The organism is Streptomyces sp. NPDC002742 (genome assembly GCF_042888885.1).
In the GTDB taxonomy this organism is placed as follows: Bacteria; Actinomycetota; Actinomycetes; order Streptomycetales; family Streptomycetaceae; genus Streptomyces.
This window is the reverse complement of record NZ_JBIAQF010000021.1, coordinates 147,689-162,686: the sequence shown is the minus strand read 5'-3', so window position 1 is coordinate 162,686 and position 14,998 is coordinate 147,689. Positions and strand designations below refer to the sequence as shown.

General features: G+C 73.3%; 12 protein-coding genes and 1 riboswitch. Of the genes, 4 read left to right on the top strand and 8 right to left on the bottom strand.

Annotated features, from left to right (window positions below; translation table 11 throughout):
• Nucleotides 1-342: 342 nt before the first annotated feature.
• From ACFYW8_RS31945 to ACFYW8_RS31925, 5 genes are read right to left on the bottom strand one after another with little or no spacing between them, the layout of a single operon-like run.
• Complete coding sequence (locus ACFYW8_RS31945; RefSeq protein WP_389085070.1) at nt 343-1,212, bottom strand: ECF transporter S component; 870 nt, start codon at nt 1,210-1,212, stop codon at nt 343-345.
• Nucleotides 1,209-3,128, bottom strand: coding sequence for an ABC transporter ATP-binding protein (locus ACFYW8_RS31940; RefSeq protein ID WP_389085065.1), 1,920 nt, complete (start codon nt 3,126-3,128; stop codon nt 1,209-1,211). Before ACFYW8_RS31940 ends, ACFYW8_RS31945 begins: the two co-directional genes overlap by 4 nt.
• Nucleotides 3,125-4,369: an energy-coupling factor transporter transmembrane component T gene (locus tag ACFYW8_RS31935; protein WP_389085129.1), complete on the bottom strand. Its 1,245-nt coding sequence runs from the start codon at nt 4,367-4,369 to the stop codon at nt 3,125-3,127. The genes ACFYW8_RS31940 and ACFYW8_RS31935 overlap by 4 nt, the downstream gene beginning before the upstream one ends.
• Before the next feature lie 49 nt (nt 4,370-4,418).
• Entirely contained in the window at nt 4,419-5,075 is a 657-nt protein-coding gene (locus ACFYW8_RS31930; RefSeq protein ID WP_365873125.1) for an SCO2322 family protein, read from the bottom strand.
• Entirely contained in the window at nt 5,072-6,313 is a 1,242-nt protein-coding gene (locus ACFYW8_RS31925) for a prenyltransferase/squalene oxidase repeat-containing protein (protein WP_389085058.1), read from the bottom strand. Before ACFYW8_RS31925 ends, ACFYW8_RS31930 begins: the two co-directional genes overlap by 4 nt.
• Before the next feature lie 133 nt (nt 6,314-6,446).
• A riboswitch (cobalamin riboswitch) is annotated at nt 6,447-6,510 on the bottom strand.
• Between the two features lie 153 nt (nt 6,511-6,663).
• Here ACFYW8_RS31925 and ACFYW8_RS31920 point away from each other — a divergent pair.
• Entirely contained in the window at nt 6,664-7,326 is a 663-nt protein-coding gene (locus tag ACFYW8_RS31920; protein WP_365873121.1) for a phosphotransferase, read from the top strand.
• A 146-nt stretch (nt 7,327-7,472) separates the two neighbouring features.
• On the opposite strand, the gene ACFYW8_RS31915 is transcribed toward ACFYW8_RS31920, so the two are convergent.
• On the bottom strand, nt 7,473-8,552 hold the full coding sequence (locus tag ACFYW8_RS31915) for a PP2C family protein-serine/threonine phosphatase (RefSeq protein WP_389085051.1): 1,080 nt from the start codon (nt 8,550-8,552) through the stop codon (nt 7,473-7,475).
• A 190-nt stretch (nt 8,553-8,742) separates the two neighbouring features.
• Here ACFYW8_RS31915 and ACFYW8_RS31910 point away from each other — a divergent pair, with 190 nt between their 5' ends.
• Nucleotides 8,743-10,839, top strand: coding sequence for an ATP-binding protein (locus tag ACFYW8_RS31910; RefSeq protein WP_389085046.1), 2,097 nt, complete (start codon nt 8,743-8,745; stop codon nt 10,837-10,839).
• 284 nt (nt 10,840-11,123) lie between these two features.
• On the opposite strand, the gene ACFYW8_RS31905 is transcribed toward ACFYW8_RS31910, so the two are convergent.
• The gene (locus tag ACFYW8_RS31905; RefSeq protein WP_389085041.1) at nt 11,124-12,203 is read right to left on the bottom strand and encodes an MBL fold metallo-hydrolase; all 1,080 of its coding nucleotides are present in this window, start codon (nt 12,201-12,203) and stop codon (nt 11,124-11,126) included.
• Between the two features lie 213 nt (nt 12,204-12,416).
• On the opposite strand from ACFYW8_RS31905, the gene ACFYW8_RS31900 reads away from it, so the two are divergent.
• Together ACFYW8_RS31900 and ACFYW8_RS31895 are read left to right on the top strand one after the other, a co-directional pair.
• Nucleotides 12,417-13,874 carry an aldehyde dehydrogenase gene (locus ACFYW8_RS31900; RefSeq protein ID WP_389085036.1) on the top strand — a complete coding sequence of 486 codons (1,458 nt, stop codon included), beginning with the start codon at nt 12,417-12,419 and terminating at the stop codon, nt 13,872-13,874.
• A 2-nt stretch (nt 13,875-13,876) separates the two neighbouring features.
• A complete protein-coding gene (locus tag ACFYW8_RS31895) occupies nt 13,877-14,110 on the top strand; it encodes a ferredoxin (RefSeq protein ID WP_389085031.1) in 234 nt (77 codons plus the stop codon).
• 77 nt (nt 14,111-14,187) lie between these two features.
• On the opposite strand, the gene ACFYW8_RS31890 is transcribed toward ACFYW8_RS31895, so the two are convergent.
• On the bottom strand, nt 14,188-14,889 hold the full coding sequence (locus ACFYW8_RS31890; RefSeq protein ID WP_365873109.1) for a TetR family transcriptional regulator: 702 nt from the start codon (nt 14,887-14,889) through the stop codon (nt 14,188-14,190).
• Nucleotides 14,890-14,998 lie beyond the last annotated feature (109 nt).

Below are 14,998 nucleotides of genomic sequence, written 5' to 3'. Positions count from 1 at the left end.
ACGCCGTGACCACGTGGTGTGTGGAAGGGGCGGCGTACGTCGGCGCCGCGGCCCGTACGGGCTCGTGGCGCCTGGCGACGTCCCCAAGACAAACAAAATCCGAACCCGTCCGCAATGACCCCATTTACTAGTTGTGGTCGCATCCACGGGGAAAGTCCGTCATGTGACGTGGCTCTCGAACCCCTGGTCAGAGGGTGTGGCGACGCGACCATGCCCTGGGATTCGGTCTACGAAGCCGCTTCGTATGTGACCTGGGTCCTGTGGGCCGGTTCACCCCGCACCTGACGGACGGTGCGGGGGCGCCCACGCAGTGCCGCCGGACGGTGTGACGCGGGCCGCAGGTCACCTGGGGTCGAACGCGACCGGGCTCTCGAAAGCGGCCCGGCGCGTGGCCCGGCGCAGCGCCTTGAGGAGGGTCGTGCCGATCGTCAGGGTCAGCACGACGGTGACGACGGCCCGGCCCAGGTCCCAGCCGAGGGAGGTGGCCAGGCAGTACGCGAGGAAGCGGGCGAGGTTGGCGGGGACGGCGGCGTGCGGGTCGAACGCGATGTTCGAGGCGAGCGCGTCCATGAACGGCCAGCCGGCCAGATTCATGACGGTGCCGTACGCGAAGGCGGCGAGGAAGCCGTATCCGGCGAGCATGAGCAGTTCCGCGCGGCCGCGCAGCCGGTCCGGGCCCGGCAGCAGTCCGGCGCCCATCGTGAACCAGCCCATGGCCAGCATCTGGAAGGGCATCCAGGGCCCCACCCCGCCGGTCAGCAGCGCCGACGCGAACATGGTCACGGACCCGAGCACGTACCCGAAGCCGGGGCCGAGCACCCGTCCGCTCAGCACCATCAGGAAGAACATCGGCTCGATGCCCGCGGTCCCGGCCCCGATCGGGCGCAATGCGGCGCCGGTCGCCGCCAGGACGCCGAGCATGGCGACCGCCTTCGGGCCGAGCCCCGACTCGGAGATCGTCGCCGCGACGACCGCGACCAGCAGGACGAGGAGCCCCGCGAACAGCCACGGAGCGTCCTGGGCGTGTGCGCTGACCTGTGAGCCGGTCCCCGCGAAGAGCGGCCAGCCGAATCCGGCGGCCCCGGTGGCGCTGACCAGGGCCAGGGCGGCGACGGAACGCGGGCCGAGACGGACGGCCCTGGCCTGCGCCTGCGGCCGCGGTCGTGACGGCTGTGACGGGGAGCGGCGGACGGAGGTGTCGGCGGCGCTCATGCGAGGGCCTTCCTGACCTGGGCGACGGTGAGCCACGGCTCGGGGGCCAGGATCTTGGCGACCTGCGGGGCGAAGGACGGTGACGCGACGACCACCTCGGCGGTGGGGCCGTCGGCGACGACCTCACCGTCCGCGAGGATCACCACACGGTGGGCGAGCTCGGCGGCGAGTTCCACGTCGTGCGTGGCCAGCACGATGGCGTGGCCCTCGGCGGCCAGACCGCGCAACACGCCGACCAGCCGGGCCTTGGCCGCGTAGTCGAGGCCACGGGTCGGCTCGTCGAGGAGCAGCAGCGGGGGGCGGGCCGTAAGGACGACGGCCAGCGCCAGCGCCAGCCGCTGCCCCTCCGACAGGTCACGGGGGTGCGTGTCGTCCGCGATGTCCGGCAGCAGTTCGGACACCAGCGCCCGGCAGGTCCCGGCGGCGGCCCCGGCGTCCTCGTCGGCCGCCGCGCACTCGGCGGCCACCGTGTCCGCGTACAGCAGATCCCGGGGCTCCTGCGGTACGAGTCCCACCCGGCGTACGAGGTCACGCGGCGCCGTGCGGTGCGGTACCGCCCCGCCGACCCGTACGGACCCGGAGGTCGGCTCGACCAGCCCGACCAGCGCCCCGAGCAGCGTCGACTTCCCGGCGCCGTTGCGGCCCATCAGCGCGATGGTCTCGCCGGGCCGTGCGGTGAGGTCGACCCGGCGGAGCGCCTCGACGCGCCCGCGTCGGACGGCCAGCGACTCGACCACGGCCACTTCGGCCGGGGAAGGGGCGGTGGCCGAGGTGCGCCCGCCGGGGAGTCGGAAGAAGCGGGAAGGGAACGAAGAGAAGGAAGAGAAGGGGGAGGGCAGGGGGGAGGCGGGGCGCGCTGGTGCCGAAGGGAGGGGGAGGGCGGCGGTGGGCCGTGTGCCTCCGGTGCTTTCGGTGCCGCTGGCCCGTCCCAGGCCTTCACCGTGTTCGGCCGGTCCCGTGCTTTCACCGTGTTCGGCCGGTCCCGTGCCTTCAGGTTGTTCGGCCGGTCCGCTGCCGTCGCTGAGTCCGGTCGGCCCGGAGCCCTTGGCGGGTGCCGCGGGTCCGGGGTCTCCAACGGCCCCGGCGGACTTCGCCGACGTCGCGGAGAGCCGCTCGCGCAGTGTCCCCGCCCGGCGTCGCGCGTCGCGCACGGTCAGCGGGAGCGGGGACCAGCCGGCCAGGCGGCCCAGTTCCACCACCGGTGGGCAGACCGGGGAGACGGCCATGATCTCGGACGGGGTGCCGAGCGTCAGCGGCGCTCCCGGAGCGGGAAGCAGGGCGATCCGGTCGGCGTACTGGACGACACGTTCCAGGCGGTGCTCGGCCATCAGGACCGTGGTGCCCAGGTCGTGGACCAAGCGTTGCAGGACGGCGAGGACCTCCTCCGCCGCGGCGGGGTCCAGGGCCGAGGTGGGTTCGTCGAGGACCAGGACCCGGGGATGCGGGGTGAGCACCGAGCCGATCGCGACCCGCTGCTGCTGGCCGCCGGACAGCGTGGCGATCGGGCGGTCGCGGAGATCGGCCAGCGAGAGGAGGTCGAGGGTCTCCTCCACGCGGCGGCGCATCACCGCCGGTGCCAGTCCCAACGACTCCATGCCGTAGGCGAGTTCGTCCTCCACTGTGTCCGTCACGAAATGGGACAGCGGGTCCTGGCCGACCGTGCCGACCACGTCGGCGAGTTCGCGCGGCTTGTGCGTACGGGTGTCCCGTCCCGCGACGGTGACCCGGCCGCGCAGCGTTCCGCCCGTGAAGTGCGGGACCAGTCCGCTCACCGCGCCCAGCATCGTCGACTTGCCGACCCCGGACGGGCCGACCAGCAGCACCAGTTCGCCTTCCGGGACCTCGAAGTCGACGCCCCGGACGGTGGGTTCGGCCGCCCCGGCGTATGTCACGGAGACATCCTCGAAGCGGATCATGACGACTCCTCGGGGGCCGGGGTTCGTTGGGAGGCGGGGGCCACGAAGGCGGGGAGCAGTCCCAGCAGGATCGCCGCCGCCGGTACGAGGGGGAGGGCGGGGGCGACCAGGGGGACGACGCCGGGGCTCAGCGCGGCGGGATCGTAGGACGCGGCGACGATCATCAGGGCCGCGACCGCCACGCCCGACCCGGTGACCAGCCAGGCACGGACGCCCCAGGTGTCCGGCCGGTACCGGGTCCGCGGTGAGCGGCGGCCACCCAGCCACAGTCCGCCGAGCGCCGCGCCGAGCCCGGCCAGCAGGACCGGCAGGCCGTAGGTGTCGCCCGCCGCGGTCAGCAGCCCGTACGTGCCCGCGCAGACGCCGAGCAGACCGCCCAGGGTGAGAACTCCGGTGGTCCGGCGGACGGCGGCCGGGACCTCCGCCGTCCGCCCGTACCCGCGTGCGTCCATCGCCGCCGCCAGCGCGACCGAACGCTCCAACGCGCCCTCCAGGACCGGGAGTCCGACGTGCAGCAGGCCACGCAGCCCCCGGTCCGGGCGGCCACGGAGCCGGCGCGCGGCCCGCAGTCGCTGGACGTCGGCGATCAGATGCGGGGCGAAGGTGAGGGCGACGACCACGGCGACGCCCGCCTCGTACAGCGCTCCCGGCAGGGACTTGAGCAGCCGTGCCGGGTTCGCGAGGGCGTTCGCCGCGCCGACGCAGACGAGGAGCGCGGCCAGTTTCAGGCCGTCGTACAGCGCGAAGAGCAGGCCCTCGGCGGTGACCCGGCCGCCGATGCGGACCCCCTGTGCCCAGTGCGGGAGAGGGATCTCGGGGAGCGTGACGATCACGTGGGTGCCGGGGACGGGGGAGCCGAGGAAGACGGCGAAGGCCAGACGGATGGCGAGGACGGCCGCGGCCAGTTTCACGAAGGCGGTGTAGGAGCGGGCCCAGGGGGCGTCGGTGCGGTGGGTGGCCACCACGAAGCCCGCCACCGCGATGAGGAGCGCGAGCAGGAGGGGGTTCGTGGTGCGGGAGGCCGCGGTGCCGAGCCCCAGGGCCCACATCCACCAGGCGCCCGGGTGCAGGGCGTTCGCGCGGGTCGCACGCGGGGTGCCGGAGCGGGAACGGGCACGGGAGTTCCGCGGTCGCCCGGTCGGGCCGGCGTCCCGCGCGGGGCGCTGGGGTCCCACCGTCCCGGGCCTCCGGTCCCGCTCGGACAGGGGGGAGCCCCACCGCGCCTCGGGGCGGTGACCCATGGCGGTGGCGATGGGGCGTTCGGGGCCGCCCTTGTTCATGATCGGTGCCTCAGCCCTTGCGCCGGCGGGCCTGCCAGACGGCCGCCGCACCCAGCGCGGCCACCGCCGCCACTCCCGCCAGCAGGCCCACCGAGGGGCCGGAGCCGGCCGGTTCGGAGGCGTGCGGGCGGGCGGACGCGGTCGGCCCGTCGGCCGCGACCGGGTCGCCGCAGCCCGTTCGCGGATAGCCCGCGATGGCGCACAGCAGCGCGTTGGTGTCGTAGCGCAGCGGCTTGGCGACCATGGCCAGGGCCTCCGCCGTGCTCGCGTCGGGGGAGACCCGGGCACAGGCGGTACGCGGGGACGGCGGACGCTCGCCGGACGGCGCGTCGGCGGCCGTACCGGGGTCGATGACCAGGGCCACCCGCTTCTTGCCCCGCTGCGCGGGCGTCTTGGCGCATATCGCGGCGAACTCCCGCTCCCCGCGCGGCTGTACGGCGTGCTGGGAGTCCTCGCTCACCGCGAAGCGCAGGCCCTGGACTTCACCGTCGGACGGCCGCGCGGTGGACGGGCCCTGGGTGGCGTACGTCCACTTCCCGCCGGTCAGGTCCCAGAAGGACCAGTAGCGGTAGCCGACGGCCCGGGCCTGCCCCGCGCCGCCGAGGACGAGGAGCAGGAGGGCCAGCGCGAGCGCCAGGGCGGGCGCGGTCGTCCGACGGCCGGTCACAGCTGCTGCCTCTTGTTGCGGCCGCTGATCAGGAAGCCGATGCCGATGCCCGCGACCAGGCCGACGCCGACGATCCACCAGACGCCGAGCCCGTTGCCGTCGTCCTTCTTCTCGTCGTTCTTCTTCTCGCTCGGGGTGGCCGAGGCTCCGGCCGCACTCGGCGCCGGGCCCGTGGCGGCCAGCTGCGCGACCAGGTCCTTGCCGCCGAAGTCACGCGGGTCGGTGCCGGTGGCGTGCGCGGCGAAGATCAGCTGCGCGTACGCGGCGGGGCCCGACTTGGCCGCCCAGTCGCCGGAGTTCTTCTCCAGCCAGGCGAGCGGCTCCTTCGCGAGCTTCGTCGCGCCGTCGGCCGCCAGGGCCACGACCGCGTCCGCCGTGTTGCCGTAGTCGGGCTGGTCTTTGGCGCCCGGGAGCGCGGCCTTCAGGTACGGGGTCTTCGCCAGCGACCTGGCCAGATAGTCGGCGCCGTTCGACGCCGCGTCCTCCGGGCCGGGCTTGTCGGTGGTGGTGCAATCCGTGAGGTCGAACGACGGACCGGCCTTCGCCACGAAACCGTTGCCCAGGGCGGCGAGCACGCCCGCGGCGGTCGCGTCCGCGTTCGCCACCAGCTTGCCGGACTTGTCGGGCTGGTAGGCGAAGGCGCCGCCGCCCTCTCCCCCGCAGACCTTCGACAGTTCGACGAGGGCGTCGTACGGGGACTTGCCGTCCTTGGAGACGTTCTGGGGCTTCTTGCCGACCGCCCTCAGGGCGCCGATCACGACGGATGTCGAGTTGGTGTCGCTGGCCCCGCCGGCCATGTAGCCCCAGCCGCCGTCCTTGTTCTGCGCGGACTTCAGCCAGGTCACGGCCCTGCCGGTGGCGTCGTCGTGCCCGCCGAGCGCGCCGAGGGCCTGCACGGCGGCCGCGGTGCTGTTGGTGTCGACCTGCGTCTTGGCGTCGCACGCGGCACCAGCGTCGGCGCGGTAGGCGGCGAAGGCCCCGTTGGCGCACTGCTGACCGGTCAGCCAGTCCACGGCCTTGTCGGCGGGCCGTACGCCGACCGTGTGCTGGGCGAGCAGCGCGAGCGACTGCCGCCAGACGCCGTCGTAGGTCGGGTCGGTGGAGCCGAACAGGCCCGAGGGAAGCGCCACCGACGGCGACGGCGAGGGGGACGAGTCGGCGGCGAACGCGGCCGGTGCTACGACCGCCCCGATGACGGCGGTGGCGGCCAGTACCGCTGCGGTGCGGCGAACAGACATGACTCTCCCTGCGGGGAGCCGGGCAGCACCGGGCACGCCGAGGTATCCGGGCGGCTCCGGCTCCGTATCCCTCGACGGTGCCGGCCGTCGGCGGGCTGCCGAGGGCACGAGCCGGTCACGTCCCGTGCCAGGCGATCCGGCTCGCCACCGAAGTGGCTCACGGTTGCGGGTCAGCGCCGGATTCGCACCGGCTTCTCCTCGTACGGGCGTGATGACGACGCGCTCACTCTACCGGCCGCCCGGAATTCCCCGGGCGCCGCCTGTGGAGCGGGTGTGGGAACGGCATGCGGGTGTCGTTCGGATCACCGCGAACCCGGGGCGGGCCGAAGGACATCCGCTAGGTTCGGGCCATGCGAACGGGGAGACTGCTCGGCTCGGGGCGTTCGGCGGACGTCTACGAGATCGACGACGCGTGGGTGCTGCGGCGGGACCGCGCGGGCTGGGGCGACGCGACCGCCGAGGCGGCGGTGATGCAGCATGTGCGCTCGCACGGCTATCCGGTGCCGGGTGTGCGGGCGGCGACCCGCGGTGATCTGGTGATGGAGCGGCTGTCCGGGCCGACCATGCTCGAAGCCTTCGGCCAGGGACTGCTCTCCGCCCAGGAGGCGGGCCTGACCCTGGCCCGGCTGCTGCGCAAGCTGCACGCCGTGCCCGCCCGGCTCTCCGCCGACCCCGCCGTCCGTGTCCTGCACCTGGATCTGCATCCCGACAACGTGATGCTCACCCCGGACGGACCGAAGGTCATCGACTGGTCCAACGCCGAGGAGGGTCCGCCCGGCCTCGACTGGGCCATGTCCGCAGTGATCCTCGCCCAGGTCGCCGTCGGCGGCGAGGCGACCGGGGACGTGGCCGAGGAGACACTCGACGCGCTGCTCGACGGGAACGAGGACCAGGTGACCGAGGAGGGACTCGTGGAGGCGGGACGGCGCCGGGCCGCGAACCCGACGATGAACGCGAGCGAGGTCGAAGTTCTGGGCGAGGCCGACGAGTTGATCCGGGCGATGCTGGGCTGAGGGGCTGAGGGGCTGAGGGGCTGCTGGGCTGAGGGCTGAGGGCTGAAGAGCTGAGGGGCTGAGCGGTGGTCGGCCGGGGCGGGGCCGTGCCCCCGTACGGCGGTCAGGCCGGAGCCGTTCGGTACCGGCCGGTGACGGCTCGACGGTCACAGGGCACGTGCGGGGACCGCGGCCTCCACCGGCTGGCACAGCACCAGCGCGAGATCGTCGGACAGCGGCGCGCCGGTGTGCCGGAGCAGGCTGGCGTGCAAGGTGTCCAGGGCGTCCTCGGGGAGGGGTTCGCGCAGTGCGAGAGTGGCCTCGCCGAGCAGCGGGAACGGGACGCCGTCCTGGTCGCGGGCCTCGGTCAGGCCGTCCGTGTAGAGGAGCAGGCGGTCACCGGGCTGGAGCCGCACACGGTACTGGCGGGGCTCGGGGCGCAGCCCCAACGGCGGTGTGGGGACCTCGGGTTCGAGGAACTCGACGCTCCGGCCGGAGCGCAGCGGCGCCGGGTGACCGCAGTTGACCAGCCGCACCTCACCGGGCGCGAACTCGGCGAGCAGGGCGGTCACGAAGTCCTCCGGTCCAAGTTCCGGTGCGAGACGGGTGTCGAGACCGTCGGCCAGGGCGGCGAGATCGGGCGCGGTATAGGCGAGTTCACGGAAACCGGTGATCGTCTCGGCGGTCAGCCGGAGGGCGTCGAGGCCGTGACCGCGTACGTCACCCACCAGCACCCGCAGTCCGTACGGGGTCACCGCGACGTCGTACAGATCGCCGCCGACCGTCGACTCGGCACCGGAGCAGTGGTAGCGGGTGTGTACCTGGGTGTCGCCCAGCGTGCGGGAGATGGGCCGCAGGACGGCCTCCTGGGTGATCCGGGCGACCTCGCGGGCCCGTGCGAGCGCGTCGCTCAGGCGCTCGCGCCGGCCGGCCGCGTACACGGTGATCGCGCAGCCGAGCAGCAGCCCGCCGAAATGGACGCCGAAGTCGAAGCCGGTCGCATCACCGTCGGCGAGGCCCGTCGCGATCCCCAGTGCCGCCGACCAGCAGGAGACCAGCAGGGTCCAGCGCGCCCCGAAGCGCGCGCACGCCAGTAACGGCCCGATCAGCAGCAGCGTGACCAGGGCCGGTACCCGGTCGTCCAGCAGATGCGGCAGGGTCACCGCCGGACCGGCGGTCGGCGGCACGAGCATCGGCCACGAGAACCCGGCTCCGACCTGCCCGTCGCCTCCGTCGTCGGCGGGCATCCGTTCGCTCCGTTGCTCCCTTTCGCGCATCACCCGACGATCGCCGAAAACCGCCGTCGTCGCCCACGCCGACGGAGAGTTGATCACATCTCGTCGGAAGGTGCCCGGAAGTGGCGTCGCGATGTTGATCTTTTGTCCGAGTCGGGGGACCGGGGCATCGCACGTGTGCGATCCGGTCAGACTGGTGCACGTGTCCGACAACACGACCCGTGGACGGTCCGGCAGCGCGTCCGGTGGACGGTCCGGCAATCTGCCCTCATCGACGCGGAGTTTCATCGGCCGGCTGGAGGAACTCGGCCGGCTGGAGCGAGAGCTGGATCCGGGGACCGGGACCGACCGGCTGGTGAGCCTGGTCGGCGTCGGCGGAGTCGGCAAGACCCGGCTCGCGCTCCAGGCGGCGGGCCGGATCGACGGCGCGTACCCGGACGGTGTCTGGCTGGTGGAGCTCTCCGCGCTGCACACCGCCGGACTGGTGGGCCTCGCCGTCGTGGAGACGCTGCGCCTCTCCGACCGGTCGACACGGCCCGTCACCGAAGTGATCGCCGAATGGGCCGAGGGCAAAAGGCTGTTGCTGGTCCTCGACTCCTGCGAGCACCTCCTCGCGGACTGCGTGGCCGTCGTCGAGACCCTGCTGCCGCTGCTGCCGGGCCTGCGGATCCTCGTCACCAGCCGTGAGCCGCTCGGTCTGCCGGGTGAGCACGTCCTGCGCCTCGATCCGCTGCCGGTCGCGGGCGACGCGGTGGCCCTGTTCGCCGACCGCGCGGCCGACAACGGATTCCCCCTCGGCGACACCGACCGCCCCGCGGTGGAGGCCGTCTGCCGCCGCCTCGACGGCATCCCGCTCGCCATCGAGCTCGCCGCCGTCCGGCTCGGTGAACTCACCCTGGACCAGTTGAGCGCCCTGCTCGGCCGGCGGCTGCCGTCCCGGCTCGACCTGCTCGCGGCGCGCGAGGGCGAAGGGCCGCCCCGACACCAGACCCTGCGCACGGCCATCGGCTGGAGCCACGAGCTGTGCGCACCGCTGGAGCGGCTGCTGTGGGCCCGTCTGTCGGTGTTCGCGGGCGGCTTCTGCGCGAGCGCCGCCGAAGAGGTCTGCGCGGGCGGTCCGCTGCCCGCCGGCCGGATCCCCGGACTCCTCGACCGGCTCGTCGAGCAGTCCGTCGTGCGCCGCCACCACGCCGACCCCATCCGCTACCGACTCCTCGACACCGTGCGGGAGTTCGGCGCCGACTGGCTGCGCGCGCTCGGCGAGGAACACGCCCTGCGGCTGCGTCACCGCGACCACTACGGGCGCCTCGCCCGCCAGGGCTGCGCCGAGTGGAACACCGGACGCCAGGCAGCCTGGTGCGAGCGCACCCTCACCGAGCACGCCAACCTCCGCGCGGCCATGGACTGCGCGCTCACCGGGCCCGACGGACGGGGCGCGCTCGCGATGGCGGCCGACATCGGCTTCCTGTGGCGGCACTGCGGCCGTCTGCGCGAAGCCCGGCACTGTCTCGACCAGGCGCTGGCGAACGGCGCGCCGTCCGGCCCCGAGCGCATCCGCGCGGTGTGGACACGGGGTGCGGTCGCGCTGCTCCAGGGGGATCTGGAGGGCGCGGCCAACTGGGCGGTGCGCTGTGCCGACGCGGCGAGGGAACAGGGCGACCCGGTGGCGGTGGTGGCCGCCAAGTACATCCGGGGCGGCCAACTCGCGCTGAGCGGACGACTGTCCGAGGCGGTCCAGGTGCTGGCCGGCGCACCTCGGCTGCCCGTCCGGCGGGACTGGTTCGGGGCCGCTCAGCTCCAGGTCCGGGTGGCGCTGGCCTACTCGTATCTGCTGAGCGGGGACCACGAGCGGGCGCGTGCGGTGGCGGAGGAGGTGCGCGCGGCGAGCGTGGCGTGCGGCGAGTCGTGGGCGGGAGCATTCGCCGACAGCGTCGTGGCCCAGACCGACCTGGTGCGCGGGGACATCGCGGCGGCCGTCGGCAACGCCCGCACCGCGCTGGCCGGGCACGGGCTGCTGCACAACACCGTGGGTGCCGCGATGGCCCTCGACGTGCTCGCCGCGGGAGTCGTCGCCGCGGGCGACGGCCGTAGCGCGGCCCGCCTCCTCGGCATCGGCGAGCGGGTGTGGGAACTCACCGGGCGGGCCCAGATGGACTCGCCCGACCTGATGGCCACCCGCCGCTCGCACGAACTCCGCGTCCGCGGCGAGATCGGCGACCCGGCCTACGAGAAGGCGTACGAGGAGGGGCGCGCGATGCCGTACGAAGAGGGGATGGACTACGCGGTCCATGGCTGGTGAGATCCGCGCTCCGGGATCCGCGCTCCGGGATCCGGGTCACGATCAGGTGCCCGGCGCTCGCGGTCGGCGGCTGGGGACCGGCGACCCGTGGCCCGCGATCGGCGACCGGTGGCGAGCGAGCCGGCGACCGGTGATGAGCGAGCCGGCGACCGGTGATGAGCGGACAGGCCGTCGGTGACGGGCGGACAGGTCGTCGGTTGCTGACGACCGGTGACCGCGACCCGAGCGCACCGGCGATTCGCGACACGCGACTCACAACTCGCGACTCGCTGGACGAGAGGGCGTCACACCGCCACGTACGTCACCGGATCGCTGCCCGGCACCGCCTCGGCCCGTCCCAGCTTCACCAGCCGCCGCACATGGGCCTCGGCCTCGGAGACCGCGATGTTCCGTGATCCGTAGGGGATGTCGGCCCAGGGGCGGTTCCACTCCATGCGCTCGGCGAGCTGCCAGGGCGTGAGCGGGACGGAGAGCAGGGTGAGCAGGCCGGTGAGCCGCTCCTCGTGGTGCGCGAGCAGCTCCGCGACACGGGACGGGGCGTCGGTGAACACGTGCTGGTGGGCCGGGAGAACCTCGGCGGGGCCGAGACGGCCGACGCGCTCCAGGGAGTCGAGGTAGTCGCCGAGCGGATCGGCGATCTCCCCGAGGCTCTCGATCCCGTTCGGGTAGGGAGGGCGCCCGAGGGTGCCCGGGTCCTCGTAGAGGCCGATGTGCGGGGTGATCCTCGGCAGCAGGTGGTCGCCGGAGAACAGACGTCCGTTGCCGGGCAGTTGAGCCGGGTGGGCCTCCTCCAGGTGGAGGCAGACGTGCCCGGGTGTGTGGCCGGGGGTCCAGACGGCGCGCAGCCGGCGGCCGGGCAGGGCGACGAACTCGCCGGGGACGATCTCGCGGTCGGGCAGCGCGGGGGAGAAGCCGGGCAGGGTGCTGGGGCGGCGTACGGACGTCTGCGCCTCGCGGAGCGGGGCGACGTGCTCCTCCGGAGCGCCGGAGGCGGCCAGCTTGGCGGCCATGTAGGCGAACCAGCGCTCGGGCCGGTTCTCCCGGGTGCGCCGGACGATCGCCGTGTCGGCGGCGTGCATCGCGATCCAGGCGCCGGACGCCTCGCGGACCCGGCCCGACAGACCGTGGTGGTCGGGGTGGTGGTGGGTGATGACCACGCCGTGGATCTCCGTGACGGAGGTTCCGCAGCCGGTGATCCCCTCGACGAGGGTGTCCCAGGAAGCGGGGTCGTCCCAGCCCGTGTCGATGAGCACGGGCCCGGCGTCGGTGTCGACCAGATACACCAGCGTATGGCCGAGCGGGTTGTCCGGGATGGGGACTCGGATCGACCGTACGCCCCCGCCGTGATCGGTCACCTGCGTCATGCGCTTCCACCCATCGCCGAGTTCTCGCCACTATAACTAGAACGAGTTCCAATGGGAGCCCAAGTCGACTGTCGGGAGCCCGAGTCGGCCGTTCCGTCCGCCCGGACGGCCGCGTCCGCGCCGTGGACTCATCTCGCGGGAACTGGTATCAGTTCTCGTATCTGATGAAGCGTCAGAAATGGTGGCGGAGAGCGTCCTTGGAGGCAGTCGGCCATGACCGAGCTCGTGGAACACGGACAGCTGTACATCGGCGGGGAGTTGACCGACCCCCTCGGCAAGGACGTCATCGAGGTGATCTCGCCGCACACCGAGGAGGTCATCGGCCGGGTGCCGCACGCCTCGGCGGCGGATGTCGACCGGGCCGTCGCCGCCGCGCGCCGGGCGTTCGACGAGGGCCCCTGGCCGCGGATGAGCCTCGACGAGCGGATCGCGGTCGTGACGCGGATCAAGGACGCCATCGCCGTACGCCACGAGGAGATCGCCCGCGTCATCTCCTCCGAGAACGGCTCCCCCTACTCCTGGAGCGTCCTCGCGCAGGCCCTCGGCGCGATGATGGTCTGGGACGCGGCGATCACCGTCGCGCGCGGCTACACGTACGAGGAGACGCGCGACGGAGTCCTCGGCAAGCTCCTCGTCCGCCGTGAGCCGGTGGGCGTGGTGGCGGCCGTGGTGCCGTGGAACGTCCCGCAGTTCGTGGCGGCGGCCAAGCTCGCGCCCGCGCTGCTGACCGGCTGCACCGTCGTACTGAAGCCGTCTCCCGAATCGCCCCTGGACGCCTACCTGTTGGGCGAGATCGCGAAGGAGGCCGGGCTGCCCGAAGGGGTCCTGTCGATCCTCCCGGCGGACCGCGAGGTCAGCGAGTACCTCGTCGGACACCCCGGCATCGACAAGGTCTCCTTCACCGGGTCGGTCGCGGCGGGCAAACGGGTGATGGAGGTCGCCGCGCGCCATCTCACCCGCGTGACACTGGAGTTGGGCGGCAAGTCGGCTGCCGTGGTGCTGCCGGACGCGGACCTCGACACCTCGGTCCCCGGGATCGTCTCGGCCGCCTGGATGAACAACGGCCAGGCCTGCGTCGCCCAGACCCGCATCCTCGTACCGCGCTCGCGCTACGACGAGTTCGCGGACGCCTTCGCCGCGGCGGCGAACGCGCTGGTCGTCGGTGATCCCCTCGACCCGGCCACCCAGGTCGGGCCGCTGGTCGCCGAGCGGCAGCGCCGGCGCAACCTCGACTACATCCGCATCGGCCAGGAGGAGGGCGCCAAGATCCTGGCCGGCGGCGGGCGTCCGCAGGGGCTCGACCGCGGCTGGTACGTCGAGCCGACCCTCTTCGGCGACGTCGACAACTCGATGCGCGTCGCCCGGGAGGAGATCTTCGGCCCGGTGATCTGCCTGCTCCCCTACGGCGACGAGGCCGAGGCCGTGAAGATCGCCAACGACTCCGACTACGGGCTGAGCGGCAGCGTCTGGACGGCGGACGTCGCCCATGGCATCGACGTAGCCCGACAGGTCCGTACCGGCACCTACTCGGTCAACACCTTCAGCCTCGACATGCTGGGCCCCTTCGGCGGCTACAAGAACTCGGGCCTGGGGCGGGAGTTCGGGCCCGAGGGATACGGCGAGTTCCTGGAGCACAAGATGATCCACCTCCCGGCCGGCTGGGAGGCCTGAGGATGGGCGACCGCTGGCAGGTCGAGGTCGACCGTTCCGTCTGCATCGGCTCGGCCCAGTGCGTCCACCACGCCCCGGAAGCCTTCCGCCTCGACGTGGCCATGCAGTCCCATCCGGTCGAGCCGGAGACCGACGCGAACGAGAAGATCCTCGAAGCGGCCGAGGGCTGCCCGGTCGAGGCCGTCATGATCTCCCTGCTGGGCAGCGGCGAGCCGGTGTTCCCGCCGGAGGAGTAGGGCCGCCGGGGCGGGGCAGGGGCAGGGCCGGATGCGGGGATGACCCGGTCGTCCAGGGGCTCCCGGTCGTCCGGGACCTACCGGCCCCTCGGGTCGGTCAGGTCGATCAGGTGGCAGACCGTCTCGATGTCTATCTTGACCTGGGCGATGGACGCCCGGCCGGAGAGCCAGGTGATCAGGGCGGAGTGCCAGGTGTGCTCGATGACCCGTACGGCGGAGAGCTGGGCCGGCGTCGGGTCGTCCAGGCCCATCGCGTCCAGGATGATCACCGTGGTCTGCCGCGAGACCTGGTCGACCTCGGGGCTGACACTGCGGTCCGCGAAGGTGAGCGCGCGGACCATCGCGTCGGCCAGGTGCGGCTCGCGCTGGAGCGCGCGGAACGCGCGCATCAGGGTCTCCGCCACCCGCTCCGCGGCGGTGTCCCCGGCAGGCGGCTTCTTGCGCAGTGTGCCGTGCATGTGTTCCAGCTGGTCCTGCATCGTGGCGACCAGCAGATGCACCTTCGAGGGGAAGTAGCGGTACAGGGTGCCGAGAGCAACCTGCGACGACTCCGCGACCTCGCGCATCTGTACGGCGTCGAAGCCGCCCCGGCTGGCCAGCTGGGCGCTCGCGTGCAGGATCCGGCGACGGCGCGCCTCCTGCCGCTCGGTGAGCGGGGGAGAGGCGGGATGCGACATGGGGTGCGGCCTGGAGCGCGCGGGGTCGGCGGGTGCGGCGGGCGTGCCGGCCCCCGGTGCCGGTCGAGCGTTCTTCGAGTCCGCCTTGGCTTCCGCAGGCATGGGTCCGTTCCGTGACATCAGCGAGAGGGAGCGACGAGTCGGCATGGCAGGGTGTGACAGCACCGCGCGGACCAGCCGACCCCGCCGCGCCGTCGTGGCGTGAATCACC

Excerpts from the sequence above, each read along its gene's own strand:
- ACFYW8_RS31890 (WP_365873109.1), bottom strand. The coding sequence starts at position 14,889 with ATGCCTGCGGAAGCCAAGGCGGACTCGAAGAACGCTCGACCGGCACCG.
- ACFYW8_RS31900 (WP_389085036.1), top strand. The coding sequence starts at position 12,417 with ATGACCGAGCTCGTGGAACACGGACAGCTGTACATCGGCGGGGAGTTG.
- ACFYW8_RS31905 (WP_389085041.1), bottom strand. The coding sequence starts at position 12,203 with ATGACGCAGGTGACCGATCACGGCGGGGGCGTACGGTCGATCCGAGTC.
- ACFYW8_RS31915 (WP_389085051.1), bottom strand. The coding sequence starts at position 8,552 with ATGCCCGCCGACGACGGAGGCGACGGGCAGGTCGGAGCCGGGTTCTCG.
- ACFYW8_RS31895 (WP_389085031.1), top strand. The coding sequence starts at position 13,877 with ATGGGCGACCGCTGGCAGGTCGAGGTCGACCGTTCCGTCTGCATCGGC.
- ACFYW8_RS31925 (WP_389085058.1), bottom strand. The coding sequence starts at position 6,313 with ATGTCTGTTCGCCGCACCGCAGCGGTACTGGCCGCCACCGCCGTCATC.
- ACFYW8_RS31920 (WP_365873121.1), top strand. The coding sequence starts at position 6,664 with ATGCGAACGGGGAGACTGCTCGGCTCGGGGCGTTCGGCGGACGTCTAC.
- ACFYW8_RS31945 (WP_389085070.1), bottom strand. The coding sequence starts at position 1,212 with ATGAGCGCCGCCGACACCTCCGTCCGCCGCTCCCCGTCACAGCCGTCA.
- ACFYW8_RS31935 (WP_389085129.1), bottom strand. The coding sequence starts at position 4,369 with ATGGGTCACCGCCCCGAGGCGCGGTGGGGCTCCCCCCTGTCCGAGCGG.
- ACFYW8_RS31940 (WP_389085065.1), bottom strand. The coding sequence starts at position 3,128 with ATGATCCGCTTCGAGGATGTCTCCGTGACATACGCCGGGGCGGCCGAA.